At 71.4% G+C, this 24,308-nt stretch carries 23 protein-coding genes and 1 riboswitch; of the genes, 12 read left to right on the top strand and 11 right to left on the bottom strand.

Annotated features, from left to right (window positions below; genetic code table 11):
* Positions 1-14: 14 nt before the first annotated feature.
* From groL to thrC, 4 genes are all read right to left on the bottom strand, one after another.
* Complete coding sequence (groL, locus tag DBP14_RS19230; protein ID WP_129308394.1) at positions 15-1,637, bottom strand: chaperonin GroEL; 1,623 nt, start codon at positions 1,635-1,637, stop codon at positions 15-17.
* A gap of 389 nt (positions 1,638-2,026) precedes the next feature.
* The gene (locus DBP14_RS19225; RefSeq protein WP_009189266.1) at positions 2,027-2,230 is read right to left on the bottom strand and encodes a cold-shock protein; all 204 of its coding nucleotides are present in this window, start codon (positions 2,228-2,230) and stop codon (positions 2,027-2,029) included.
* A gap of 467 nt (positions 2,231-2,697) precedes the next feature.
* On the bottom strand, positions 2,698-2,973 hold the full coding sequence (locus DBP14_RS19220; protein WP_129308393.1) for a MoaD/ThiS family protein: 276 nt from the start codon (positions 2,971-2,973) through the stop codon (positions 2,698-2,700).
* Positions 2,970-4,271, bottom strand: coding sequence for a threonine synthase (gene thrC, locus DBP14_RS19215; protein ID WP_129308392.1), 1,302 nt, complete (start codon positions 4,269-4,271; stop codon positions 2,970-2,972). Before thrC ends, DBP14_RS19220 begins: the two co-directional genes overlap by 4 nt.
* Positions 4,272-4,289: 18 nt before the next feature.
* A riboswitch (SAM riboswitch) is annotated at positions 4,290-4,432 on the bottom strand.
* A gap of 157 nt (positions 4,433-4,589) precedes the next feature.
* Here thrC and DBP14_RS19210 point away from each other — a divergent pair.
* On the top strand, positions 4,590-5,534 hold the full coding sequence (locus DBP14_RS19210; RefSeq protein WP_129311961.1) for a glucosyl-3-phosphoglycerate synthase: 945 nt from the start codon (positions 4,590-4,592) through the stop codon (positions 5,532-5,534).
* A 154-nt stretch (positions 5,535-5,688) separates the two neighbouring features.
* Positions 5,689-7,086: a trehalose-6-phosphate synthase gene (locus DBP14_RS19205; RefSeq protein WP_129308391.1), complete on the top strand. Its 1,398-nt coding sequence runs from the start codon at positions 5,689-5,691 to the stop codon at positions 7,084-7,086.
* Positions 7,087-7,167: 81 nt separating this feature from the next.
* On the opposite strand, the gene otsB is transcribed toward DBP14_RS19205, so the two are convergent.
* The 3 genes from otsB to DBP14_RS19190 form a co-directional block, all read right to left on the bottom strand.
* Entirely contained in the window at positions 7,168-8,052 is an 885-nt protein-coding gene (otsB, locus tag DBP14_RS19200; protein WP_129308390.1) for a trehalose-phosphatase, read from the bottom strand.
* A 36-nt stretch (positions 8,053-8,088) separates the two neighbouring features.
* Positions 8,089-8,313, bottom strand: coding sequence for a DUF3263 domain-containing protein (locus DBP14_RS19195; protein WP_129308389.1), 225 nt, complete (start codon positions 8,311-8,313; stop codon positions 8,089-8,091).
* Between the two features lie 187 nt (positions 8,314-8,500).
* A complete protein-coding gene (locus tag DBP14_RS19190; protein WP_206739458.1) occupies positions 8,501-9,757 on the bottom strand; it encodes an extracellular solute-binding protein in 1,257 nt (418 codons plus the stop codon).
* A gap of 134 nt (positions 9,758-9,891) precedes the next feature.
* On the opposite strand from DBP14_RS19190, the gene DBP14_RS19185 reads away from it, so the two are divergent.
* The 3 genes from DBP14_RS19185 to DBP14_RS19175 all read left to right on the top strand — a co-directional run bounded on the left by DBP14_RS19185 (position 9,892) and on the right by DBP14_RS19175 (position 13,120).
* Positions 9,892-10,836: an ROK family protein gene (locus DBP14_RS19185; protein WP_241741259.1), complete on the top strand. Its 945-nt coding sequence runs from the start codon at positions 9,892-9,894 to the stop codon at positions 10,834-10,836.
* Between the two features lie 104 nt (positions 10,837-10,940).
* Positions 10,941-12,050, top strand: a complete 1,110-nt coding sequence (gene nagA / locus DBP14_RS19180) for an N-acetylglucosamine-6-phosphate deacetylase (RefSeq protein ID WP_347239655.1) — start codon at positions 10,941-10,943, stop codon at positions 12,048-12,050.
* Positions 12,051-12,181: 131 nt separating this feature from the next.
* Positions 12,182-13,120, top strand: coding sequence for a 1-phosphofructokinase family hexose kinase (locus DBP14_RS19175; protein ID WP_129308385.1), 939 nt, complete (start codon positions 12,182-12,184; stop codon positions 13,118-13,120).
* Positions 13,121-13,234: 114 nt separating this feature from the next.
* On the opposite strand, the gene DBP14_RS19170 is transcribed toward DBP14_RS19175, so the two are convergent.
* Together DBP14_RS19170 and cdgB are read right to left on the bottom strand one after the other, a co-directional pair.
* Positions 13,235-14,203, bottom strand: a complete 969-nt coding sequence (locus tag DBP14_RS19170) for a carbohydrate-binding protein (protein ID WP_129308384.1) — start codon at positions 14,201-14,203, stop codon at positions 13,235-13,237.
* A 129-nt stretch (positions 14,204-14,332) separates the two neighbouring features.
* The gene (cdgB, locus tag DBP14_RS19165; RefSeq protein WP_129308383.1) at positions 14,333-15,988 is read right to left on the bottom strand and encodes a diguanylate cyclase CdgB; all 1,656 of its coding nucleotides are present in this window, start codon (positions 15,986-15,988) and stop codon (positions 14,333-14,335) included.
* A gap of 457 nt (positions 15,989-16,445) precedes the next feature.
* Here cdgB and DBP14_RS19160 point away from each other — a divergent pair, with 457 nt between their 5' ends.
* The 5 genes from DBP14_RS19160 to DBP14_RS19140 all read left to right on the top strand — a co-directional run bounded on the left by DBP14_RS19160 (position 16,446) and on the right by DBP14_RS19140 (position 20,977).
* Entirely contained in the window at positions 16,446-17,018 is a 573-nt protein-coding gene (locus DBP14_RS19160) for a flavin reductase family protein (RefSeq protein ID WP_129308382.1), read from the top strand.
* Between the two features lie 84 nt (positions 17,019-17,102).
* Positions 17,103-17,561 (top strand): GNAT family N-acetyltransferase, encoded by a 459-nt coding sequence (locus DBP14_RS19155; RefSeq protein ID WP_129308381.1) that lies wholly within the window; start codon positions 17,103-17,105, stop codon positions 17,559-17,561.
* Between the two features lie 113 nt (positions 17,562-17,674).
* A complete protein-coding gene (locus DBP14_RS19150; RefSeq protein WP_129308380.1) occupies positions 17,675-18,079 on the top strand; it encodes a hypothetical protein in 405 nt (134 codons plus the stop codon).
* Between the two features lie 76 nt (positions 18,080-18,155).
* Entirely contained in the window at positions 18,156-18,974 is an 819-nt protein-coding gene (locus DBP14_RS19145) for an ATP-binding protein (RefSeq protein WP_129308379.1), read from the top strand.
* Positions 18,971-20,977, top strand: coding sequence for a hypothetical protein (locus DBP14_RS19140; protein ID WP_129308378.1), 2,007 nt, complete (start codon positions 18,971-18,973; stop codon positions 20,975-20,977). Before DBP14_RS19145 ends, DBP14_RS19140 begins: the two co-directional genes overlap by 4 nt.
* An 18-nt stretch (positions 20,978-20,995) precedes the next feature.
* Here DBP14_RS19140 and arfB read toward each other — a convergent pair whose 3' ends face one another.
* Complete coding sequence (gene arfB, locus DBP14_RS19135; protein ID WP_129308377.1) at positions 20,996-21,433, bottom strand: alternative ribosome rescue aminoacyl-tRNA hydrolase ArfB; 438 nt, start codon at positions 21,431-21,433, stop codon at positions 20,996-20,998.
* A gap of 188 nt (positions 21,434-21,621) precedes the next feature.
* On the opposite strand from arfB, the gene DBP14_RS19130 reads away from it, so the two are divergent.
* A complete protein-coding gene (locus DBP14_RS19130; protein WP_129308376.1) occupies positions 21,622-22,197 on the top strand; it encodes a TerD family protein in 576 nt (191 codons plus the stop codon).
* 108 nt (positions 22,198-22,305) lie between these two features.
* Here the strand turns inward: DBP14_RS19130 and DBP14_RS19125 are convergent, their stop codons facing one another.
* On the bottom strand, positions 22,306-22,803 hold the full coding sequence (locus DBP14_RS19125; RefSeq protein WP_129308375.1) for a hypothetical protein: 498 nt from the start codon (positions 22,801-22,803) through the stop codon (positions 22,306-22,308).
* A gap of 66 nt (positions 22,804-22,869) precedes the next feature.
* On the opposite strand from DBP14_RS19125, the gene DBP14_RS19120 reads away from it, so the two are divergent.
* Positions 22,870-24,279 carry a M1 family metallopeptidase gene (locus tag DBP14_RS19120; RefSeq protein WP_129308374.1) on the top strand — a complete coding sequence of 470 codons (1,410 nt, stop codon included), beginning with the start codon at positions 22,870-22,872 and terminating at the stop codon, positions 24,277-24,279.
* Positions 24,280-24,308: the final 29 nt, after the last annotated feature.

Here is a 24,308-nt window from a genome sequence, read left to right as displayed (position 1 = left end):
AGCCCCGAGGTCGATCAGAAGTCCATGTCACCGCCCGGCATGCCGCCGCCGGCCGGCGCCGCGGCCTTCTCCGGCTTGTCGGCGATGACGGCCTCGGTGGTGAGGAACAGCGCGGCGATGGACGCGGCGTTCTGCAGAGCGGAACGCGTCACCTTCGCCGGGTCGATGATGCCCTCGGCGACCAGGTCGACGTACTCACCGGTCGCGGCGTTGAGGCCGTGACCCGGGGTGAGGTTGCGGACCTTCTCCACCACGACGCCGCCCTCAAGGCCGGCGTTGACGGCGATCTGCTTCAGCGGGGCCTCCAGCGCGAGCTTCACGGCCTGAGCGCCGGTCGCCTCGTCACCGTCGAGCTCCAGCTTCTCGAAGACCTGGGAAGCCTGCAGCAGGGCCACGCCACCACCGGCGACGATGCCCTCCTCGACGGCGGCCTTCGCGTTGCGGACGGCGTCCTCGATGCGGTGCTTGCGCTCCTTGAGCTCCACCTCGGTGGCGGCGCCGGCCTTGATGACCGCGACACCGCCGGCGAGCTTCGCCAGGCGCTCCTGCAGCTTCTCGCGGTCGTAGTCCGAGTCGCTGTTCTCGATCTCGGCGCGGATCTGGTTCACGCGGCCGTTGACCTGGTCCGAGGAACCGGCACCGTCGACGATGGTGGTCTCGTCCTTGGTGATGACGACCTTGCGGGCGCGGCCCAGGAGGTCCAGGGTCGCGTTCTCCAGCTTGAGGCCGACCTCCTCGGAGATGACCTCGCCGCCCGTGAGGATGGCGATGTCGCCGAGCATGGCCTTGCGGCGGTCGCCGAAGCCCGGGGCCTTGACGGCGACGGACTTGAAGGTGCCGCGGATCTTGTTGACGACCAGGGTCGACAGGGCCTCGCCCTCGACGTCCTCGGCGATGATCAGCAGCGGCTTGCCCGACTGCATGACCTTCTCCAGGAGCGGGAGCAGGTCCTTGACGGAGCCGATCTTGGAGTTCGCGATGAGGATGTAGGGGTCCTCCAGCGAGGCCTCCATACGCTCCATGTCGGTCGCGAAGTAGGCGGAGATGTAGCCCTTGTCGAAGCGCATGCCCTCGGTGAGCTCAAGCTCCAGACCGAAGGTGTTGCTCTCCTCGACGGTGATGACGCCTTCCTTGCCGACCTTGTCCATCGCCTCGGCGATCAGCTCGCCGATCTGGGTGTCGGCGGCGGAGATGGACGCGGTGGAGGCGATCTGCTCCTTGGTCTCGACGTCCTTCGCCTGCTCCAGCAGGGCGGCGGAGACGGCCTCGACGGCCTTCTCGATGCCCCGCTTGAGGGCCATCGGGTTGGCGCCGGCGGCTACGTTGCGCAGACCCTCCTTGACCAGGGCCTGGGCGAGCACCGTCGCGGTCGTCGTACCGTCACCGGCGACGTCGTCCGTCTTCTTGGCGACTTCCTTGACGAGCTCGGCGCCGATCTTCTCGTACGGGTCCTCCAGCTCGATCTCCTTGGCGATGGACACACCATCGTTGGTGATCGTGGGGGCGCCCCACTTCTTCTCAAGGACGACGTTGCGGCCCTTGGGGCCGAGGGTGACCTTGACGGCGTCGGCGAGCTGGTTCATACCGCGCTCAAGGCCGCGCCGCGCCTCCTCGTCGAACGCGATGATCTTGGCCATGTGAAGTGGTCCCTCCAGGACTGGGGGTGATTCTTCGGACCGCGCCCGCGCCCGCGACGGACGGCCTGCCTGCCTCGTGGTTCCTTGCCCCACCCGGCTTGCGGGCCTCACCGACCCGGTCCTTCGTTGTCACTCTCACCTTCAGAGTGCTAACGCCAATGATTAGCACTCGGCACCGTCGAGTGCAAGGTGCGCCCGCGAAGCGGGCTCGTTGAGGGGTGGTGGTCGGGTGACGGGTGGGCGCAAGCGCCTCTCGGGGGTCGGCCGTGCCCTCCGCCGTCGGCGAAACGGTTCGTGCGCCTCCCCCGCACGGTGAGCGCACGCCCCCGGTCCGGGCATGCCGAAGGGCCCGTACCTCGGGAGGTGCGGGCCCTTCGTGCAGCTACGTTTCAGGCGGTGACGCGAACCATGTCGGCCTGCGGGCCCTTCTGGCCCTGCGAGATCTCGAACTCGACCCGCTGGCCCTCTTCAAGGCTGCGGTAGCCGTCCATCTGAATGGCGCTGTAGTGGACGAAGACGTCCGCACCACCGTCGACCGCGATGAAGCCGTACCCCTTCTCCGCGTTGAACCATTTGACGGTGCCCTGAGCCATGCCTAACTCCCCTATTACTGGCCCTTGCACAGATCCGCACTTCGCGGACCCGGGTCAGACCTCGCCCACCAGTGTTCGGGGGCGTGCGCCGGAACGCGTCGACCGCGGCTGAATGTATCTGTCCAACTGCCGTCTGCAACAGGTCAATCGGACGAGAATTCTGGACGAGCCCGATCCGGAATGTGGTGAGAATTCGCCCGAATTCAGGGCAAGTCGGGCCGAACAAAGGGGGTGAATGCCGCAAAAGGGCCACACAGTTTGGCCATTTCTTGCCGGGTCCGCGGCACCACTCCAAGGCTCCCGACCCTCGGTCCGGGAGCGCGTTCCCCAACTCTACCGCGCTCAATCACACAGAATTGCCCCCTCCGTTTCTCTCACGGAGAGGGCACTGCACCCATTAGCGGCTGCCGCCGCGGGGATGAACAATGAGTGACCGGCATTACCGAAGGTAATGTTCGGTCATTCGGTCAGCCGCCGGCGACGGCCGGAATGATGGAGACGCCGGCGCCGTCGGGGGTGGCCGTCTGCAGGCCCTGCTCGAAGCGGACGTCGTCGTCGTTGACGTACACGTTGACGAACCGGCGCAGCTTGCCCTGGTCGTCCAGCACGCGGGCGGCGATCCCGGTGTGGTGCTTCTCCAGGTCCTCGATGACCTCGGACAGCGTCGCGCCCTCGGCGGCGACCTCGGCCTGCCCGCCGGTGTAGGTACGCAGAATGGTGGGGATGCGAACGGTCACGCTCATGCGAGGCCAGCCTCTCGGAAGGAGTCCAGGTTCGGGCGGATGGTGGCGGTGAGGCCGGTCCCGGCCACCGCGTCCAGGGTCTTGAGGCCGTCGCCCGTGTTGAGGACGACCGTGGTCTTCGTCGGGTCCAGCAGGCCCTCCTTGAGCAGCTTGCGGGTGACGCCGACGGTCACGCCGCCCGCCGTCTCCGCGAAGATGCCCTCCGTGCGGGCCAGCAGCTTGATCGCGTCGACGACTTCCTCGTCGGTCACGTCCTCCACGGCCCCGCCGGTGCGGCGCGCGATGTCGAGGACGTACGGTCCGTCGGCCGGGTTGCCGATGGCCAGCGACTTGGCGATCGTGTTCGGCTTCTGCGGCCGTACGACGTCGTGCCCCGCCTTGTACGCGGTCGACACCGGCGAGCAGCCCTCGGCCTGCGCGCCGAAGATCTTGTACGGCTTGTCCTCGACCAGGCCCAGCTTGATCAGTTCCTGGAGACCCTTGTCGATCTTCGTGAGCTGGGAGCCGGACGCGATGGGCACCACGAGCTGGTCCGGGAGCTGCCAGCCGAGCTGCTCGCAGATCTCGTACGCCAGGGTCTTGGAGCCCTCCGCGTAGTACGGCCGCAGGTTGACGTTGACGAAGCCCCAGCCCTCGCCGGCCGGGTCGCCGATCAGCTCGGAGCAGAAGCGGTTCACGTCGTCGTAGTTGCCCTCGATGCCGACGAGGTCGCCGCCGTAGATCGCGGCCATGACGACCTTGCCCTGCTCCAGGTCGTGCGGGATGAACACGCAGGAGCGGAAGCCGGCCCGCGCGGCGGCGGCGCCGACCGCGCCGGCGAGGTTGCCGGTGGAGGAGCAGGACAGGGTGGTGAAGCCGAAGGCGCGCGCGGCCTCCAGGGCCTGGGCGACGACGCGGTCCTTGAAGGAGTGCGTCGGGTTGCCGGAGTCGTCCTTGACGTACAGACCGCCGGTGACGCCGAGCTCCGCGGCGAGGTTGTCGGCCTTGACGAGCTTGGTCCAGCCGGGGTTGATGTTCGGCTTGTCGGCCACGTCGGCGGGGACGGGCAGCAGCGGGGCGTACCGCCAGATGTTCGCGGGGCCGGCCTCGATGCGTGCGCGGAGTTCCTCGGTGTCGTAGGCGGAGAAGTCGTACGCGATCTCCAGCGGGCCGAAACACTCCTCGCAGGCGAAGAGGGGGCCGAGCGGGACGCGGTGACCGCACTCGCGACAGCTCAGGGCCGCGGCGGGACCGAGGTCGACGGCGGACGTCGAGGCGGGGGCGGAGGTGCTGGAGTCTGCAACTGTCTGCGCAGCCATGTGAGGCGAGGCCCTTTCTCCTCATCTTTCTCACGACGCACTTCGCCGTGAGACGGATTTGGCACCTTCCCTAGCCGGGAGCCTCGCCACGAAGACGAGTGCCGGCTGGAGGGTTGCCGGGGCTTCATCGGGCCGTTTCCCTCTGCCCCTCTGGATGAGCGGTATTCGGTTGTGGACGCTTGCGACCCCCGGCATGCGACGGTCGTCGGCGTTGTTCAAGACTGTAACCGAAGGCCAGGACTGTTGAGATAGTCGTCCGAACCGCGAGATGGATCACGGTGACGCACCGTGATCACGAGGAGTGAGGAGCCGCAGGCCGTGCTGGAAGAAGTCGAGCGCTGGCTGACCACCCGGTCCTGGTCCGTGGCCGACCGTCCGCCGCACAAGATACTGGCCGCCAAGCGGTGCTCGGGCCAGTCGATCAGCGTGGTGCTGCCCGCGCTGAACGAGGAGGCGACGGTCGGGGCGATCGTCGAGGTCATCCGCCGTGACCTGGTGGAGCGGACGCCGCTGGTGGACGAGATCGTCGTGATCGACTCCGGCTCGACCGACCGCACCTCCGAGGTGGCCGCGGCGGCAGGCGCCCGCGTCGTCCACCGGGACGCGATCCTCCCCCGCATCCCCTCCGTCCCCGGCAAGGGCGAGGTGCTGTGGCGCTCACTTCTGGTCACCCGGGGTGACATCGTCTGTTTCATCGACGCCGACCTGCGGGAGTTCTCCGCCGACTTCGTCTCGGGCATCGTCGGCCCGCTGCTGACCGATCCGGACGTGCAACTGGTCAAGGCCATGTACGACCGCCCGCTCGCCGGTGCCACCGGGCAGGGCGGCCGGGTCACCGAGCTGATGGCCCGCCCCCTGCTGAACATGCACTGGCCGCAGCTGGCGGGGTTCGTGCAGCCGCTCGGCGGGGAGTACGCGGCGCGGCGCGGCCTGCTGGAGCAGCTGCCGTTCCCGGTGGGCTACGGCGTCGAGCTGGGCATGCTCGTGGACGCGCTGCACCTGGTGGGCCTGGACGCGCTGGCCCAGGTGGACGTCGGCGTGCGCAAGCACCGGCACCAGGACGGGCAGGCGCTCGGCCGGATGGCCGCGGCGATCTACCGCACCGCGCAGCTGCGGCTGGCCCGCGGGCATCTGCTCCGGCCGGCGCTGACCCAGTTCGAGCGCGGGACGGACGGCTTCGAGCCGCGCACATACTCGGTGGACACGGAGGAGCGGCCGCCGATGGCGGAGATCGCGGAGTACGCGGCACGGCGGGTGGCGTAGGCGCTGCCGGCGCGGTCGCCCTGTGCGGGCCGCGCGGGCCTCTCGGCGCGCGCCGGGAGAACGGCCGCATACCGCCGGGAGAACGGCTGCATACCGTCCCTGGGCGGCCGGTATACACGTTTGAGGCGTTACGAGCCGGGCTAGGTTCAGGCGTATGGCTTCCACCGCTGCTCCCAAGGCTCAGGTGCTGGTCGCGTCCAACCGCGGCCCGGTGTCGTACACGGTCGGCGAGGACGGTTCGCTGAGCGCCAAGCGGGGCGGGGGCGGGCTGGTCTCGGGGCTGTCGGCGATCGGCTCCGACGCGGACTCGCTGTGGGTGTGCGCCGCGCTCTCCGACGGCGACCGCGAGGCGGTGCGGCGCGGTGAGGGCGAGCCGGGCGTGCGGATGCTGGACATCCCGGCCGACGTGCACGCCGACGCGTACAACGGCATCGCCAACTCGGTGCTCTGGTTCGTCCACCACATGCTGTACCAGACCCCGCTGGAGCCCGTGTTCGACGCGGAGTTCCGGCGGCAGTGGGAGTCGTACCGGGCCTACAACCGGGCGTTCGCGGAGGCGCTGGCCGAGGAGGCCGCCGAGGGCGCGGCGGTGATGATCCAGGACTACCACCTGGCCCTCGCCCCCCGGATGCTGCGGCAGTTGCGGCCCGACCTGCGGATCGGCCACTTCTCGCACACCCCGTGGGCGCCGCCGGACTACTTCCGGCTGCTCCCCGACGACATCGCGGCGGAGCTGCTGACCGGGATCCTGGGCGCCGACCGGGCCGCGTTCCTGACCCGGCGGTGGGCGGACGCGTTCACCGCCTGCTGCCACGCCGTACTGGGTCCGGGCATCCCGTCCGGGACCCGGATCGGCGTGCACGGCCTGGGGGCCGACGCCGAGTTCCTGCGGGAGCGGGCGCACCGGGCGGACGTGGACGAGCGGATGGCGGGACTCCGGGAGGAGATCGGCGAGGGGCGGCGCACGATCGTCCGGGTGGACCGGACCGAGCTGTCCAAGAACATCGTGCGGGGGCTGCTGGCGTACCGGCACCTGCTGCGGGAGCACCCCGACTGGCGCGAGCGGGTCGTGCACGTCGCGTTCGCCTACCCCTCGCGGCAGGACCTCGCGGTGTACCGGGACTACACCGCCGAGGTGCAGCGGGTGGCGGAGGCGGTCAACGCCGAGTTCGGTACGGCGGGCTGGAGTCCGGTGCTGCTGCACGTCAAGGACGACTTCGCACGGTCGCTGGCGGCGTACCGGCTGGCCGACGTGGCGCTGGTCAACCCCATCCGGGACGGGATGAACCTGGTCGCGAAGGAGGTGCCGGTCGTGTCGGAGTCGGGGTGTGCGCTGGTGCTGTCGCGGGAGGCGGGGGCGTTCGAGGAGCTGGGCGAGGACGCGGTGTGCGTGAATCCGTACGACGTGGTGGGGACGGCGGAGGCGTTGCACTCGGCGCTGAGCATGGGGGAGGGGGAGCGGTCCGAGCGGTGCAAGCGGCTGGCCGCCGCGGCTACGGCGTTGCCGCCGGCGCGCTGGTTCCTGGACCAGCTCGGGGCACTGGACGATTGATCTCGCCCCCGCCGCCCCTACCCTTCCCGTCCCTGGGGGCTGCGCCCCCAGACCCCCGCTTCGGCCCTTCGGGCCTCGTCCTCAAACGCCGGACGGGCTGGTATTGAGCCTCTCCGCCAGTGACCGGAGCAGGGATACGACTCCCTCGGGGCCGTCGACGACCAGGTCTGCTCGTTCTGCGAGTTCTCCGACCTCTGCGCTGCCGCTGCAGACCAGAAGGGTGGGGAGGCCGTCGGAGCGGAGTTTTTCGAGGGCGGCGAAGGCGGGGAGGTCGCCGAGGTCGTCGCCGGCGTAGAGGACGGCGCCGGCGGAGATCTCGCGGACGTAGTCCAGGAGGGCGACGCCCTTGTCCATCCCGGGCGGGCGGAGTTCGAGGACGAGGCGGCCGGGTTCGACGATCAGGCCGTGCCGGCTGGCGAGGTCGGTGAGCGGGCCGCGCAGGGCGTCGTAGGCGGCCTCGGGGTCGTCGGCCCGGCGGGTGTGGACGGCGAGGGCGCGGCCCTTCTCCTCGATCCACGTGCCGTGCCAGGCGCCGGCCCGGTCCAGGACGCCCGGCAACTCCGCGCGGACGGCGGCGACACCGGGGTGCGGGGCGGGCGCGCTGACGGTGCCGGAGACGGCGTCCCAGCGTTCGGCGCCGTAGTGGCCGAGGACGACGAGGTGGTCGAGGCCGGGCACACCGGCGAAACCGCCGTGCCGTACGGCGACCCCGGCGGGGCGGCCGGTGACCACGGCCACGGACGCCACCTGGGGCGCGAGCGCGGCCAGCGCGGGGACGGCGCCGGGATGGGCGCGGGCCTGCTCGGGGTCGTCGACGATCGGCGCCAGCGTGCCGTCGAAGTCGAGGCCGATCAGCGCGGTGCGCGGCGCGGCGAGCAGGGCGGCGAGTCCGTCCCGCCCGGCCCGGGTCACCGGGGCGGGCAGCGGGTTGGCCGAGTCCGTCGAGTCCGTCGTATGGGAGCCCATACGGCGACACTATCCGCGGGGGGCCGTGCTCACTCCTCAGCGCTCGGAGCGGCGTGCGTCCCGCACCCGGCGCAGCCGGTTCACGGTCACGGGGTCGTGCGCCAGCGCCCGTTCGTCGTCCAGCAGGGCGTTCAGCAGCTGGTAGTACCGCACGGGCGCCATCCCCAGCTCCTCCCGTACAGCCCGCTCCTTGGCCCCGGGCCCCGAAAACCCCCGCCGCTCCAGAGCGAGAATCTCCTGCTCCCGTTCACCCAATTCCATACCGGCAAAGGTAACGCGCCCCGCAAGGGGCACGGGACTGTACCGACATGCGGCTCCGCCGCGTGGGCGCGAGAAGCCCCCACGTGCCGGCAGTCAAAAACGGCCGGCACCCCCGCCCCAAAGGGGCGCGGGGAACTGCGCGAGAAGCCCCCACCGGCCGCCAGCCGAAGACGCACCCGGCGAACCGCTAGTTCGAGGCCTCGCTGTCCGCAGCGGTCGCCTCCGCCTGGAGCCGGGTCAGCACGCCCGCCGGGCTGCCGGTCGGGCTGACGGCCTTACCGATCTCCTTCTTCACATCCGCACTGACCGCCGCCCAAGACGTCTTCCCCACGGGATACAGCTCGGAGTACGGCAACTGATCCAGGAACGGATGCAACTGCTTGTCCGGCGACGCATCCGACTCACTCATCGCGGTGGACGCCGACATGGTCACCGGCAGCAGCCCGTACTCGCGGGAGAACGACAGGACGTTCTTCTCGCTGTAGACGAAGTCCAGGAACTTGCCGACCTGCTCGGCGTGCCCGTTCTGCTTGAACGCCATCATCCAGTCGGCGACCCCCATGGACGCCTTGGCCTTGCCCTCGCGCCCCGGCATCGGCACCGTCCCGAACTTCACGCCCTTCTTGGCGGCCTGCTGGATCAGCGTGGGGTGCCCGTTCAGCATGCCCACCTGCCCGTCGGCGAACGCGGCGAACGCCGCCGCGCGGTTCAGCTTGCCGGGGGCGACCGGCCCGGTCAGCCCCTTGCCGACCAGCTCGTCCTTCAGCCAGGTGAAGGTCTCTATGTTCTGCTCGGAGCCGATGGTGTAGGTGCCGACGTCGTCGGTGTAGCCGTCGCCGCCGCCCAGCAGCCACTGCATGGTCTCGGCCTGCGCCTCCTCCGGGCCGAGCGGCAGCGCGTACGGGTACTTCACCCCCTTCGCCTTGAGCGCCTTCGCGTCGGCCGCCAGCTCGCTCCAGTCGCTGGGCGGCGTGATGCCGGCCTGGGAGAAGAGGGTCTTGTTGTAGAAGAGGACCCGGGTGGAGGCGGCGAACGGGATGCCGTACTGCAGGTGGTTCCACTGCCCCGCGTCGGACAGCGTGGACAGGAAGTCGGCCTGCGTGGCGATGGAGAGCAGGTCGGAGGCCTGGTACAGCTTGCCCTGGGCCGCGTAGTCGGCGTAGGCGCCGATCTGGGCCATGTCGGGGGCGTGCCCGGCGTCGACCATCTCCTTGACCTTGCGGTCGACGTCGTTCCACGAGTAGACGCTGACGTCGACCTTCACGCCGGGGTGCTTCGCCTCGTACGCCGCCGCCAGCGCGTCCCAGTACTTCTGCGAGCTGTTCGCCGGGGAGTCGCCGTAGTCGGCGGCGACCAGCTTGAGGGTCACGTCGGACGAACCCGCGCCGCTTCCGCAGCCCCCGAGGACCGCTGTCATGCCCAGTGCGGACACCACCGCGATCATTCCTGCCGTACGCCGACCCACCGTCAAAACCCCAACCCTGCTGTTCGAGCGTTCAATATATGGACAACATATGGTCTACACCAAGCGAGTGGACTAGACCTCTCATGGGTGCGGGGGTCACACTAGGCCCCGTGGTGAGACATGTCATCGCCCTGGACGTGGGCGGTACCGGAATGAAGGCCGCCCTCGTCGGCGACGACGGCGCACTGCTGCACCGCGCCCGCCGCGCCACCGGCCGCGAGCGCGGCCCGGACGCCGTCGTCGAGGCGATCCTCGGCTTCGCCGCCGACCTGCGCGCCCACGGCGTCGAGCGCTACGGCGCCCCCGCCGCGGCCGCCGGCATCGCGGTCCCCGGCATCGTCGACGACACCCACGGCACCGCCGTCTACGCCGCCAACCTCGGCTGGCGGGACGTACCCCTGCGCGATCTGCTCGCCGACCGGCTCGGCATGCCCGTGGCGCTCGGCCACGACGTGCGGGCCGGCGGTCTCGCCGAGGGCCGCCTCGGCGCGGGCCGGGGCGCCGACCGCTACCTCTTCGTCCCGCTGGGTACCGGCATCGCCGGCGCCATCGGCATCGACGGCCGGGTCGAGGCGGGCGCGCACGGCTTCGCGGGCGAGATCGGCCACATCGTCGTACGGCCCGACGGCGATCCCTGCCCGTGCGGGCAGCGCGGCTGCCTGGAGCGGTACGCCTCCGCCTCCGCCGTCAGCGAGGCCTGGGCCGCCGCCTGCGGTGACCCGGAGGCGGACGCGGCGGACTGCGCGAAGGCGGTCACGTCCGGGGACCCGAACGCCGTCCGGGTCTGGCAGCGGGCGGTCGACGCCCTCGCCGACGGCCTGGTCACCGCGCTCACCCTGCTCGACCCCCGCACCCTGATCATCGGCGGCGGCCTGGCCGAGGCCGGCGACACCCTCTTCGACCCCCTCCGCACCGCCGTCCGCCGCCGCGTCACCTTCCAGAAACTCCCCACCATCGTCCCCGCCGCCCTGGGCGACACAGCCGGCTGCCTGGGCGCGGGACTCCTCGCCCAGGACCTGCTGGCAGCTTCTTCTACGACTCCGGAGGTAACCCCCTGATGGACGCTGAACGGGAAATCCCGGCCCGGGGCAGCGCCCCCTCGGGGGCGCGGGGAACTGCGCGACCAGCCCCCACCGGCCCGCAGGTACTCACGGGCGCGACCGTGGTCCTCCCCACCGGCCCGGTGAAGAACGGCACCCTCGCCGTGGACGGCAAGCGCATCACCGCAACCGCACCGGCAAACGCCCCGCACATCGACGTGTCGAACCACTGGCTCGTACCCGGCTTCGTCGACATCCACAACCACGGCGGTGGCGGCTCCAGCTTCAGCGGCACCCCCGACGACGTCCTCCGAGCCATCCGCACCCACCGCGAGCACGGCACCACCACCCTCGTCGCCTCCACCGTCACCGACGAGATGGACCTGCTGGTCCGCCAGGCCGGCCTGCTCAGCGAACTCGCCGAGCAGGGGGAGCTGGCCGGGATCCACTTCGAGGGGCCGTTCATCTCGCCCTGCCGCAAGGGCGCGCACTCCGAGGGGCTGCTGCGCGACCCGGACCCGGCGGACGTCCGCAAGCTGGTCGACGCGGCGCGCGGCAAGGCGGTCATGGTCACGCTCGCCACCGAACTGCCGGGCGGCCTGGACTCCGTACGGCTGCTCGCCGAGCAGGGCGTGATCGCGGCGATCGGGCACACGGACGCGACGTACGAGCAGACGGTGGCGGCCATCGACGCGGGGGCGACGGTCGCCACGCACCTGTTCAACGCGATGCCCACGCTGGGCCACCGCTCCCCCGGCCCCGTCGCCGCCCTGCTGGAGGACGAGCGGGTCACGGTCGAGCTGATCAACGACGGCACCCACCTGCACCCGGCCGCGCTGGAGCTGGCGTTCCATCACGCGGGCCCGGACCGGGTCGCGTTCATCACGGACGCGATGGACGCGGCCGGCGCCGGTGACGGCCGCTATCTGCTCGGCCCGCTGGAGGTCGAGGTCAGCGACGGCGTGGCCCGGCTGGTGGAGGGCGGCTCGATCGCGGGCTCCACGCTCACCCTGGACCGGGCGTTCAAGCGGGCGGTGACCGTCGACGGGCTGGCCGTGGGGGACGCCGTGGCGGCGCTGTGCGCCAACCCGGCCCGGCTGCTGGGCCTGTCCGACCGGATCGGCTCGCTGGAGCCGGGCAAGGACGCCGACCTGGTGCTGCTGGACGAGAACTTCGACCTCAAGGGCGTCATGCGGCGCGGGGAATGGGTGGTCGCACCCCGACTGCCCTGATCCGTCCCGCCACCGGGGAGACGACGAGGAGACGACGGCCGTGCCGGGCTCTGGGCCGACCGCCGTCTCTTTGGCATGATCAGGGCTCCCGGAAACCGATGGCACAGGGACTTCGAGGGAGGTCGGCCCGGGTGATCCTCACGGTCACACTGAACACCGCTCTCGACCTCACCTACCGCGTACGGTCGCTGCGCCCGCGCGCCTCGCACCGGGTCACGGACGTCATCGAACGGCCCGGCGGCAAGGGCGTGAACGTGGCGCGCGTGCTGGCGGCCCTCGGCCACGAGGTGACGGTCACCGGGTTCACGGGCGGCGCCACCGGCGAGACGGTCCGGGCCCTGCTCTCCGAGGTGCCCGGCGTGACGGACGCGCTGGTGCCGGTGGCCGGCGCGACCCGGCGCACCATCGCCGTGGTGGACGAACTGGCCGGTGATACGACCCAGTTGAACGAGCCCGGCCCCCAGGTCGCGCCCGCCGAGTGGGCCGCGTTCCTGCGGGCGTACGACGGCCTGCTGTCCGGCGCCTGTGCCGTGGCCCTGTGCGGGAGCCTGCCGCCGGGCGTGCCGGTGGGCGCGTACGCGGGCCTGATCCGCGCGGCCCGCGCGGCCCGCGTCCCCGTGCTGCTGGACACGAGCGGCGAACCGCTGCGGCGCGGGGTGGCCGCGCGGCCGGACATCATCAAGCCCAACGCGGAGGAACTGGCCGAACTGACCGGCTCCCACGAGCCGTCACGTGCCACCCGGGACGCCCGGCGCCGGGGCGCCCACGCGGTGGTGGCCTCGCTCGGCCCGCAGGGTCTGCTGGCTCTGACCCCGGACGGCGAGTGGCGGGCGGCCCCCGTCGCCCCCGTCCACGGCAACCCGACCGGAGCGGGCGACTCCGCGGTCGCCGGCCTCCTCTCGGGCCTCGTGGAACACCTCCCCTGGCCGTCCCGCCTCGCCCGCGCGATCGCCCTGTCGACGGCGACGGTACGGGCGCCCGCAGCGGGCGAGTTCGACCGAGCGGCGTACGAGGACCTGGTGGAGCGGGTCGAGGTGACGGGCGGGGTCGGCGTCAGCGGGGCGCGCTGACCCGGGAGGTCGGCGTCAGCGGGGCGCGCTGACCGGGGAGGTCGGCGTCAGCGGGGCGCGCTGACCGGGGAGGTCGGCGTGGCCCGGAGCCCTTGATCACCGCCTGCCCCCTGATCAGTCCTTGACCTGGCCCTTCTTAAGCCACATCTGGTCGATCAGCACATTGCACTTGTCGCCGGCCTGGCAGGACACGGAGATCGTGTTGTGGCCCTTCTGGAGGGTGGGCCACACATAGGAGTTGGTCCAGCCCTTGGTGAAGTCGCCGTCCTTGGCGTGCGCGTAGTTCTGCAGGCTCAGCTTGCTGCCGAAGGGCTTGCCGTTGACGGTGACCGTCATCGACTGGTCCTGGCCGGGCACGCTGTAGTTCACGAAGAGGGTGTACGGGCCGTCGTCGGGGATGTTGTCGACCGTCCAGGTGACCGACGAGCCGACCTGGTTGAGGTTGCCCACGTAGCTGCCGTCGGCGGAGCGCGCCCCGGTGACGTCCGAGGCGACCGAGGCGCCGCCGGCCAGCTGGAGCACCTTGTTGGAGCCGTCGACCTTCGGCAGCGCCCCGGCCGCCTGGCTGCTGCCCGACGGGCTCGGTTCGCTGCTCTGGGACTGGGTCGGGTTGGGGGCGACCTGGCCGCTGGCCTTGTCGTTGTCCGAGTTGCCGTTGAGCATCGCGATGCTGATGCCGATGACGACGGCGGCGACCACCGCGACCGCGCCGATCAGCAGGCCCTTGGTGTTCGGGCCGCGCCGGCCGGTGCCGCCGCCGGGCTGCATGGGGGTGCGGGCGGTCGGGGCGCCGCCCGGGAGGGTCTCCGGGGCCTGGTAGTAGGCGTTCGGCTGGTTGTAGCCGCCGGGGCCGCCCTGCGGGCCGTGCGCGCCCTGCTGCTGCGGAATGCCCTGCTGCTGGCCGTACGCGGGCTGCTGCTGGCCGTACTGGCGTTCGCCGACGGTGCGCACCCTGCTGACCGCGTTCGGGTAGCCGTAACCGCCGGACGGCGGCTGTGCTCCCCTGGCCTGGCCGTCGGCGTACAGATAGCCGAACGGGTCGTCGTCCTCGGGCGTGCTCGGGCCGTTGTCGCCGGGCGTCATCCCTTGGTCTCCTCAGCAGCTGCGGGCGGATGCGGTAACAGGTGTGGAATGGCGAGCCTACCCGCTCCCGCACCCCCAAACGGGTGACCCGGATCGCACGAGTCCGCTATCGGTCCGCTGACCTGCCGCTCAGCCCGCGCGCCGGTGCTGTTTGGGACGAGATCGTTTCTCGACGTACATCCGCTCGTCGGCCGATTTCAGGACTTCGTCCGCCGTCATGCCGCAGTGCGCCCAGCCGATGCCGAAGCTGGCGCCCACCCGGACGGCCCGGCCCTCGGCGCGGATCGGCTGGATGATCTCGTTGCGCAGGCGTACGGCGAGGTCCTGGGCGTCGGCCTTGCCGAGGCCGTTGGCGAGGATCACGAACTCGTCGCCGCCGAGCCGGGCCACCGTATCGCCGTCGCGGACCCCCCGGGTCAGGCGCCGGGCGACCTCGATGAGGACGGCGTCGCCCGCGTTGTGCCCGAACCGGTCGTTGATCGACTTGAAGCCGTCCAGGTCGCAGAAGAGGACGGCGAGCCCCTTGGCGCCGTCGTCGTGGCCCTCCTCGGGGGCGACGGTGTGGACGTGGTGGTCGAAGCCGTCGTACGCCTCCGCACCCGGCGCGAAGTCGAAGCCGTGCGCGGTGGGGGTGTCGTAGGCGGGGTGGCCGTAGGCCGCGTCCAGGGACTCCAGCGCGCCGGCGTGCGCCGGGCGGTGGCACAGCCGGGCGGAAAGCCGGGAGCGCAGCTCGGCGGAGTTCGGCAGGCCGGTGAGGGAGTCGTGGGAGGCGCGGTGGGCGAGCTGCAGCTCGCGGCGCTTGCGCTCCTCGATGTCCTCGACGTGGGTGAGCAGGAAGCGGGGCCCGTCGGCGGCGTCGGCGACGACGGAGTTGCGCAGCGACACCCAGACGTAGCTGCCGTCGCGGCGGCCGAGGCGCAGCTCGGCGCGGCCACCCTCGGCGGAGGTCCGCAGGAGGGTACCGATGTCCTCGGGGTGGACGAGGTCGGAGAAGGAGTAGCGGCGCATCGCGGAGGCGGGGCGGCCCAGCAGGCGGCACAGGGCGTCGTTGGTGCGCAGGATGCGGCCGTGCTGGTCGCCTCCCATCTCGGCGATGGCCATGCCGGAGGGGGCGTACTCGAACGCCTGGCGGAAGGATTCCTCACTGGCCCGCAGCGCCTGCTGCTCGCGCTCCAGGCGGACCAGGGCGCGCTGCATGTTGGAGCGCAGCCGGGCGTTGCTGATCGCGATGGCGGCCTGGAAGGCGTACATCTGGAGGGCCTCGCGGCCCCAGGCCCCGGGCCGGCGGCCGTTGCGCGGCCGGTCCACGGAGATGACCCCGAGGAGTTCGCCGCTGCCGCCGCCCTGCACGCCGGGGGTGTACATCGGCGCGAACAGCCGGTCGGAGGGGTGCCACTCGTCCTCGAAGCGGGGCGCGGGGCCGTCGGTGTACCACTGCGGGACGTCGTCGTCGTCGAGGACCCAGCCCTCGGTGTGGGGTATGAACACCAGGTCGCCCCAGCGCTCGCCCATCGCGAGCCGCCGGTCCCAGGAGTCGCGGGAGCCGGCCCGGCCGGTGATCAGGGACTCGGCGGCCGAGTTGCCGGAGAAGGCGGCGACGACGAGGTCGCCGTCGGGGCGGACGAGGTTCACGGCCGCCATCTCGTACCCGAGGGCGGTCACCGCGCCGTCGGCGACGGTCTGCAGTGTGTCCGCGAGGCTGCGGGCCGTGTTCATGTCGGCCATGACCTGGTGCAGCTGTCGCAGGGACGCAAGGCGGACGTACGGCTCCGACTCGGTCTCCATGCTCGCCCTCCCCCCGAGACCTCGCAGCGAATCAAGGGTTGTCTTCGGCGCTTCTCTTCGGCGCTGTCTCTACGGTGGTTCTCTCTTGGTCGTCCTACAGGTCCTCCGCCACTGAATCACAGCGCGCTGCCCACTCGGTACACAGGGTCAACAATTCCTGCCCCTTGTGACTCAAGTCACAGGGGAACGTGAACAATTGAGTGGAGTTTCCGCGTTTTCCCTGTGCGTTTACCGAAAGCAATGTTTGTGGGTGTGCGCACATCATGCACGATCGGTGCCGGGGGGAAGTGGTTCACGTCCGTCCGGGTCCGTCCGGGGCCCTGGTCGGAGCCTGGTCCCGGGTCCTGGTCCGGTGCCTGGCCGCGGCCCCGCCCGGGGTCCTAGGTCCCGGGCCCGGGCCACGGTTCGGCCGGAGGCCCGATGCCGGCCGCGAGGGGCGGCGACTAGCGTTTCCGGCGTGCTGAAGACCCCCTCACCCACCGCCACCGCCGCTTCCGGGCATGCTGAGGGGGTGAGCAACGACGAGTTCCGGGCCGCGATGTCCCGGCTGGCCGACGGCGTCGTCCTGGTGACCGCGCAGGAACCGCCGCTGGACCCGGACGACCCCGGCGCACCCGCCACGGAGGACGTCGGCATGACCGCGACCGCGTTCGTGTCGGTCTCGCTCGACCCGCCGTTGGTGCTGGTCAGCCTGCGCGAGGGGTCCCGCATGGACGACCTCCTCGCCGAGCAGCCGCTGTGGGCGGTCTCGGTCCTCACCGAGAGCCAGCGGCACATCGCCGGCCGTTTCGCCATGAAGGGCCGCGTCAGCGACCGGCTGCTGTTCGCCGACATCCCGTACGCCCGGGGCGAGGTGTCCGGGGCCCCGCTGGTGGACGGCGCGCTGGCCACGCTGGAGTGCAGGACCGAGCAGCGGGTGACGGCGGGCGACCACACGCTCGTCATCGGCCGCGTCCTCACCGCGCACGTGCCGAACGCCGACGGCGGTCCGCTTCTCTATTTCCGGGGCCGTTACCGGCAGTTGGGCTGAATTCCCATCGGGCCCCCGTCGACTGTCTGGCGGGCCACGACGAATTCCGCCGCGAAATCGTGAACGGCGTCCTACGGTGCCGGGATGTCACCCCGTCTGGAAGAAATCACGCCGTACAACTTCGAGTCCGCCGTTCGCATTCGCATCCGCCCCGACCAGGAACACGCGGTGGAACCCGTCACCCACTCCCTGGCCGAGGCGTACGTCCATCCCGCCGGCGTCGCCTGGCCCCGCCTGATCCTCGACGGGGACCGTCCGGTCGGCTTCCTGATGGCCTTCCTCGACATCGACTGGCACGGCGACGGCAGCGTCCGCCGCTCCGGCCTGTGGCGCCTGAACATCGCCGCGGAGGAACAGGGCCGCGGGTACGGCCGCTTCGCCGTCGAAGCGGTCGCGAACGAACTCCGCCGCCGGGGCACCCCCCAGATGTACGTCACCTGGCACCCGGGGCCCGACGGACCCGAGGCGTTCTACCTCCGACAGGGCTTCCGCCGAACCGGCGAGCTGAGCGGGGAGCAGCCGGTGGGGGTGCGGGAGGTGTGAGGTGTGAGGTGCGGTCATACGCCGTTTCGCTCACCTCTCCCCCGAAAGCAGCTTTTGTGGGACTGTTCTCCCATGCCGTCAGCACCGTGGCGGCGGGGGGAGGCATCCGGTCCATGGCAGAACTGAGTCCCACTCAACTGGTCATCGTCGCCGTCATCGTGGTGGCCGTCGTCGCGCTGATCGTCCTCGGCCTGCGGCGCGGCTCGCTGAAGAGCGCGTCCTTCCAGGGCATGGGCATGCGCGCGGACGTGAAGGGGGGTCAGGAGCCCGCACCGCTGGCCGACCAGACCCTTCAGACGGACGGATACAAGGCCAAGCGCTCGCACCTGGTGTCGGTGAAGAGCGCGAAAATGTCCCTCAAGAGGACCAAGCTGACCGACAGCACCGTGCAGATCCTGCCCGACGACGGAAGCATCCAGCCCGTGATCCCGCCCGCCCGCGGAAACCCCGGCGCTTCCGGCGGCCCCGGGACGCCGGGAGGCCAGGAGGACACCGAGCCGGACCGCACGACGCCGTGACACATCGCCGCCGCGCCACCGCGCGACGGCATGAGGGATCGACGGGACGAAGCAGATCAGGGGACGGGGAGACCGGGTGCCCGAACCGGGGGAAGAGCACCGGCACATCGACCGTGCCGACCAACTGGCGCGCGTGGCACGCCTCACGGCACGGGACGCGCACCGGGGCGAGGACCGGCAGGCGATGTTCTTCGAGGGGCCCGGGGACATCGGCAAGTCGTCCCTGCTCCTGGAGATCTACGAGCGCCACGGTGACCAGGGTGTCTACTTCGTCGACCTGTCACGCGTCGCCACGGAGCGGGACGTGCTGGAGGCACTGGCGATGCAGGCGCGCAGCCAGCGCGTCGACGTGCCGAGCTACCGCACCACGCGGGACCGGTTCGCGGAGCAGTCCGCCTCCACCCAGGTCAGTCTCAGCAACGTACGGGCCCGGAACTCCGCGATACAGCTGCTCACCCAGAGCGAGGACCGCGGATTACAGACCGACGCGCTGAGCGACGCCCTGCTGGACAACCTGATGAGCGACTCGCGCAGGCCGGTGATCTGCCTGGACTCCTTCGAGGCGTGCGCCCAGCCGATGCGGCAGTGGCTCGGCCGGAAGCTGCTGCCGAACCTGCTGACCCGCCCCGAGGCCAGCGTGTTCGTCGCCGGACGGGAGCTGCCCAGCCTGTCCCGTCCGTACTCCCGTGCCGTGCACACGATGGTGCTGCCGCCGTTCGACGTGGGCGCCGTGCACGACTGGATCGAGACGCTCGGCCTGGCCAGCCTCCAGGACAAGGCCGTGACGATCCAGCAGGCGCACGGCGGCGTGCCGGGACTGCTCGCCGCGTTCTTCGCCTGCCACATAGAGCCGGAGCCGGCCGGCGCCGGGGGCGACCAGGACGGTGAGGCATGACGCGGGACCCCGCCACGCGACAGGCCCTGGCCCGCTTCGACGAGCTGCCCCCGCCCAAGGCGCTGCTGCTGGAGGCACTCTCCGTGCACCAGTGGTTCACGGTGGGCCTCGTCGCCCACACAGCGGCCGATCTCGCCGTCGCCGTCACGCCCGAAGGGGTATTCTCCACGCCCTTCGTCGTCAAGGACCGGGTCCCCTTCCCGGCGGGACCGTCCGGCGAGAGACAGTACGGCATCCGCTCCGTCCTCCGCGTCGCGCTGCACGAGCGCATGCGGACCGAGCGGCCCGAACTCCACCGGCAGGCGCACCGCATCGCGGCCACCTACTACAACCAGCCGCTGGAGCCGCTGCGCACGGACCGGCTCACCTGGTACGTGAACGAGATCCGGCATCTGTCTGCCTGCCGTCCCCGCCTGGCGGCCGAGCGGCTCACGGCGTTCGCCCACGCCTCGCTCGTCGCCGGGTACGCCGAAGCGGCGGGCCGGGCCGCCGCCGAGGTGGCCGCCGGGTCCCCGGCCGCCGACGACCAGGCGCTGGCCGGAATCGTCGAGGCGATCGCGCAGATCCTGAACGCCCCGGCCCACGTCGAGCACGGCACGGTCGTCCTGCTGAACGACCTCCTCACCCGCTACACCCCCGCCGGCCCCGCGGCGAACCGGCTCGTGCTGCTCGCCCGGGACCTCGTCGTCCACTACACCGAACGACCGGACCCGGTCACCCCCCTCACCGCGCTGGTCGCCCCGGACGCCACGGCGGTGGTCGACGCGCGGGGCGTCCCCGTCCTCGGGGGCGAGCTGCGGCTGCTGGAGGACCTGGCCCACCCGGCGAGAACCATCAGGACCCGGGTCCACCGCGTCGAGCTGCCGTCCAGCAAGGTGGCCGAGCACCGGGTCACCACCACGCTCGCCACCGAGGGCCGGCGGGCCGGCCGCGGCGTCGTGCTCGTCGATGTCCTGCCGAGGGACAACTGGCACCAGCTCAACAGCCTCAAGCTCAGCGAGCGGGGCACCCGGAACGTGGACGTGCTCCGCGCGCCCGACGCCGCCCGCACCGTGGCACAGGGCCTCGGCCGTCTGCTGGACGCCGACAGCCCCGCCTCGGGCGCCTCGGGCCGCGCCGAACTGTCCCAGCGGCTGAGTTCGCTCGGCCGGTTCGGCGGGGAGGACGAACTCCACGATCTGCTCGATCGCACCCGGCGCTCGGACGACGTGGAGGAACTGCTCAGGAACCGCGCCGCCGAGCTGATGCGCTACACGCCCGTCGTGGCCCTGCTGGACGTCTACCCGGGGGTCCCCGCCGAGGTGTCCTACGAGCAGCAGGAGGAGTGCACGGTCCGCCGGGACGGCCTCGGCCGGGCCGTCGTCTCGGTCCCCCTCGTCCTTCCCCTGGAGCTGCACAACCAGCTGGAGTTCGTCGCCCCCCACGGGCTGGAACCCGTCTTCCCCCCGGTGGCGCCGGGAGTCCACTTCACGCCCGTGCGCGGCGCGCGTCCCGGCACCGCTGTGCAGCAGTTCGAGGTCGAGGCCGAGGACCGCGAGGAGGACGGCACGGCCCGCATCCACGTCGACCTGGGCTACCACCTGCCGGACCGGGAGTTCCGGGGCGCGAGGCGCACGGCTGCCCTGTGCATGGCGGCGTCCCTGCTGCCGCCCCTGCTCCTGCTGATCTTCAGCACCAGCCTGGCGACCTTCTACGGTTCCGTGATCGCGACCATCGTGGCGTTCGTGGAGACGCCCAAGGACGGCTTTCACCAGGAGGCGATCGAACCGCTGCAGGTGTACGCCGGCCGCAGGCTCCTGAGGCTCCGCCAGTCCAACACGCTGGTGGCGGTCACCTCGGCGGTCGCCGCGCCCACGATCGCGGTGAGCGTGTTCGTCTCCCTGGCCGCCTTCCTGTGGTGCCTGGGCACGTCGTTGTTCGTGGGGAGGGCCTGGCGGAGATCCACGCGTCCCCTGGAGGGGCCGTCCTCCTCGGCCCGCCGCACCCTGCACGCCGCGGACTGACCGGCCGGGAAACGTCCGTCAGCCCCAGCCGCGCCCCGAGCGCCCCCGCTTCGTGTCCGACCGCTGCTTCTTCTCGCGCAGCCGCCGCTCGTTGATCCCGCGGGGGACCCGAGTCGGACGGCGGGGCTTGGGCGGCGGGGCCGTCGCCTCCGCGAGGAGCGAGGCGAGGCGTACGGCAGCCGTCTCCCGGTTGCGCCACTGGGAGCGGTGCTCGGAGGCCCGTACGACGAGCACCCCGTCGACCAGCCGCCCGGCCAGCCGCGCCAGCGCCCGCTCCTTCCACACCGCGGGCAGCGCCCCCGTGTTCGCCAGGTCGAAGCGCAGCTCCGCCTGGGAGTCGCTGGTGTTCACGTGCTGGCCCCCCGGGCCGGAGGACCGCGAGAAACGCCAGACCAGCTCGGCCTCGGGCAGTGAGACGGAGCCGCGGATGACGTAGGGACCGGACATGTGTCCCATGTTCCCGGCCCGCCCCCGCCCACGTCACCCGGTTTTCCCCGCGCCCCGCCGGCCGCCCCCCGCCGCCCGGGCATCGCGGGGTAAAAAAGGTAAAGCCATCCGGAACCACCGGGACCCCCCTCGACGTTCTTCCGGGTGACGGTAGCTTCGTCGGCACAGATCTCTCTGTCTTAAGGAAGGACTCCCCCATGGCTGTAAGCCTGTCCAAGGGTGGCAACGTCTCGCTGACCAAGGAGGCTCCGGGCCTGACCGCCGTCACCGTGGGCCTCGGCTGGGACGTCCGCACCACCACCGGCACGGACTTCGACCTGGACGCCTCGGCCATCGCGGTGAACGGCGAGGGCAAGGTGTACTCGGACGGCCACTTCGTCTTCTTCAACAACAAGCAGACGCCGGACAACACCATCGTCCACACCGGCGACAACCGCACGGGCGAGGGCGCGGGCGACGACGAGGCGATCAACGTGAACCTGGCCGGTCTGCCGGCCGACATCGACAAGGTCGTCTTCCCGGTCTCCATCTACGACGCCGAGAACCGCGGCCAGAACTTCGGCCAGGTCCGCAACGCCTACATCCGCATCCTGAACCAGGCCGGGGGCGCCGAGATCGCCCGCTACGACCTGTCGGAGGACGCGGCCACCGAGACGGCCATGGTCTTCGGCGAGCTGTACCGCAACGGCGCGGAGTGGAAGTTCCGCGCGGTCGGCCAGGGCTACGCGTCCGGCCTGGTGGGCATCGCCCAGGACTTCGGTGTGAACGTCTGAGACGGCGGCCGTAGCCGTGGGAAAGGCCCCCTGAGCCGCGCTGCTCAGGGGGCCTCCGCCCAGACCGGCGTGCGCGCCTGCGCGCCTACCCGCCTGTCCGGCCGCGCCTCAGACGCGCGGGAAGCGGGCCTGGAGGGTCCAGATCGCCGGGTTCTCCGACAGGTCCTCGTGCAGGTCGGTCAGGTCGGCGAGCAGATCGTGCAGGAAGTCGCGGGCCTCGCGGCGCAGTTCGGTGTGGGAGAAGGTGAGCGGGGACTCCTCGGCCGGCTGCCAGTCGGAGGTGATGTCGACCCAGCCGAACCGGCGCTCGAACAGCATGCGGTCGGTGGACTCGGTGAAGTCCAGCTCCGCCCGCTGCGGCCGGGAGGCGCGGGAGCCCATCGGGTCCCGGTCCAGGTGTTCCACGATGTCGCACAGCGCCCACGCGAAGTCCAGCACCGGCACCCATCCCCAGGCTGTGGACAACTCCCGGTCGGCCTCGGTGTCCGCGAGGTAGACGTCCCCGCTGAACAGGTCGTGCCGCAGCGTGTGGACGTCCGCGCGCCGGTAGTCCGTCTGCGGCGGGTCCGGGAAGCGGTTGGAGAGGGCGTAGCCGATGTCGAGCACGCAGAGATGGTGCCACGGCCGCAGCGAGCTCGGCTCCCGCCCCGGCCCCGCCCTAAGATCACTGACATGTCCAGACCCACCCGTCGATTCCCCGCCCGCCTCGCCGTCGTCCTGGCCCTCGCCCTCACCGGCACCGCGTGCGGCGGCAGCGGAGGCGGGGGTGTGGTGCACGCCACGCCCGGCAGCGCGGGCGTCCACGACCCGTACTTCCCGAAGGCGGGCAACGGCGGCTACGACGTCTCGCACTACGCCCTCACCCTGGACTACACCCCGGACACCCGCCGCCTGACAGGCCGGGCCGTCATCACCGCCCGCGCCACCCAGGACCTGTCCGCCTTCGACCTGGACCTCGCCGGTCTGCACGTCGACTCGGTCACCGTGGAGGGCCGGAAGGCCGCCTTCAGCCGGGCCGGCCAGGAACTCACCGTCCGCCCGCACGACGCCCTCGCCAAGGGCGAGACGTACCGTACGACCGTCCGCTACTCCGGCGTCCCGCGCACCCTCACCGACCCGGACGACTCCGAGGAGGGCTGGCTGCCCACGGCCGACGGTGCCGTCGGCCTTGGTGAGCCGGTCGGTTCCATGGCCTGGTTCCCGTGCGACAACCACCCCTCGGACAAGGCGACGTACGACCTCACGGTCACCGTGCCGGAGGGTCTCCAGGCGGTGTCCAACGGGGAGTTGACCGAGCAGCACACGGAGCACGGCCGTACGGCGTACACCTGGCACACCCCGCAGCCGATGGCGAGCTACCTGGCCACGGTCGACATCGGTCACTTCACGATCAGCCGCACCACCGGCCCGCACGGCCTGCCGATCGTCAGCGCCGTCGACCCGACGCAGGCCGAGGCGGGCAAGAAGGCGGTGGCGAAGATCTCGGACATCATCGGCTGGGAGGAGTACAACTTCGGGCCGTTCCCGTTCTCCTCCACCGGCGCGATCATCGACCGCCCGCACGACTCGGGGTTCGCGCTGGAGACCCAGAACCGCCCGTTCTTCCACGGCGCCCCCGACACCGCCCACCTCGTGCACGAACTCGCCCACGAGTGGTACGGCGACTCGGTCACGCCGAAGAGCTGGCGGGACATGTGGCTCAACGAGGGCTTCGCGACCTACGCGGAGTGGCTGTACGACGAGGACCACGGCGGCGACACCGCCCAGCAGATCTTCATGGACTACTACAAGGGCGACGACGAGTCCATCTGGGCGTTCCCGCCCGCGAAGCCGTCGAGCGCGGCGCACATCTCCGACAGCCCGGTCTACGAGCGCGGCGCGATGGTCCTGCACAAGATCCGGCAGAAGGTCGGCGACGACACGTTCTACGACATCATCCAGGGCTGGGCGGCCGCCCACCGGCACGGCACGGCGAGCACGGCCGACTTCACCGCTTACGTCGAGAAGGCGGCCCCCGGCAAGGACTTCAAGGAGATCTGGAAGGACTGGCTGTACGGCGACGGAAAGCCGGACCACCCGTAGGAACGGGCGACCCGGCTTTCCTGAGCGCT

The organism is Streptomyces sp. L2, assembly GCF_004124325.1.
Taxonomy (GTDB): Bacteria; Actinomycetota; Actinomycetes; order Streptomycetales; family Streptomycetaceae; genus Streptomyces.
The sequence above is the reverse complement of the archived record's forward strand: the minus strand, read 5'-3'. Positions and strand labels throughout refer to the sequence as shown.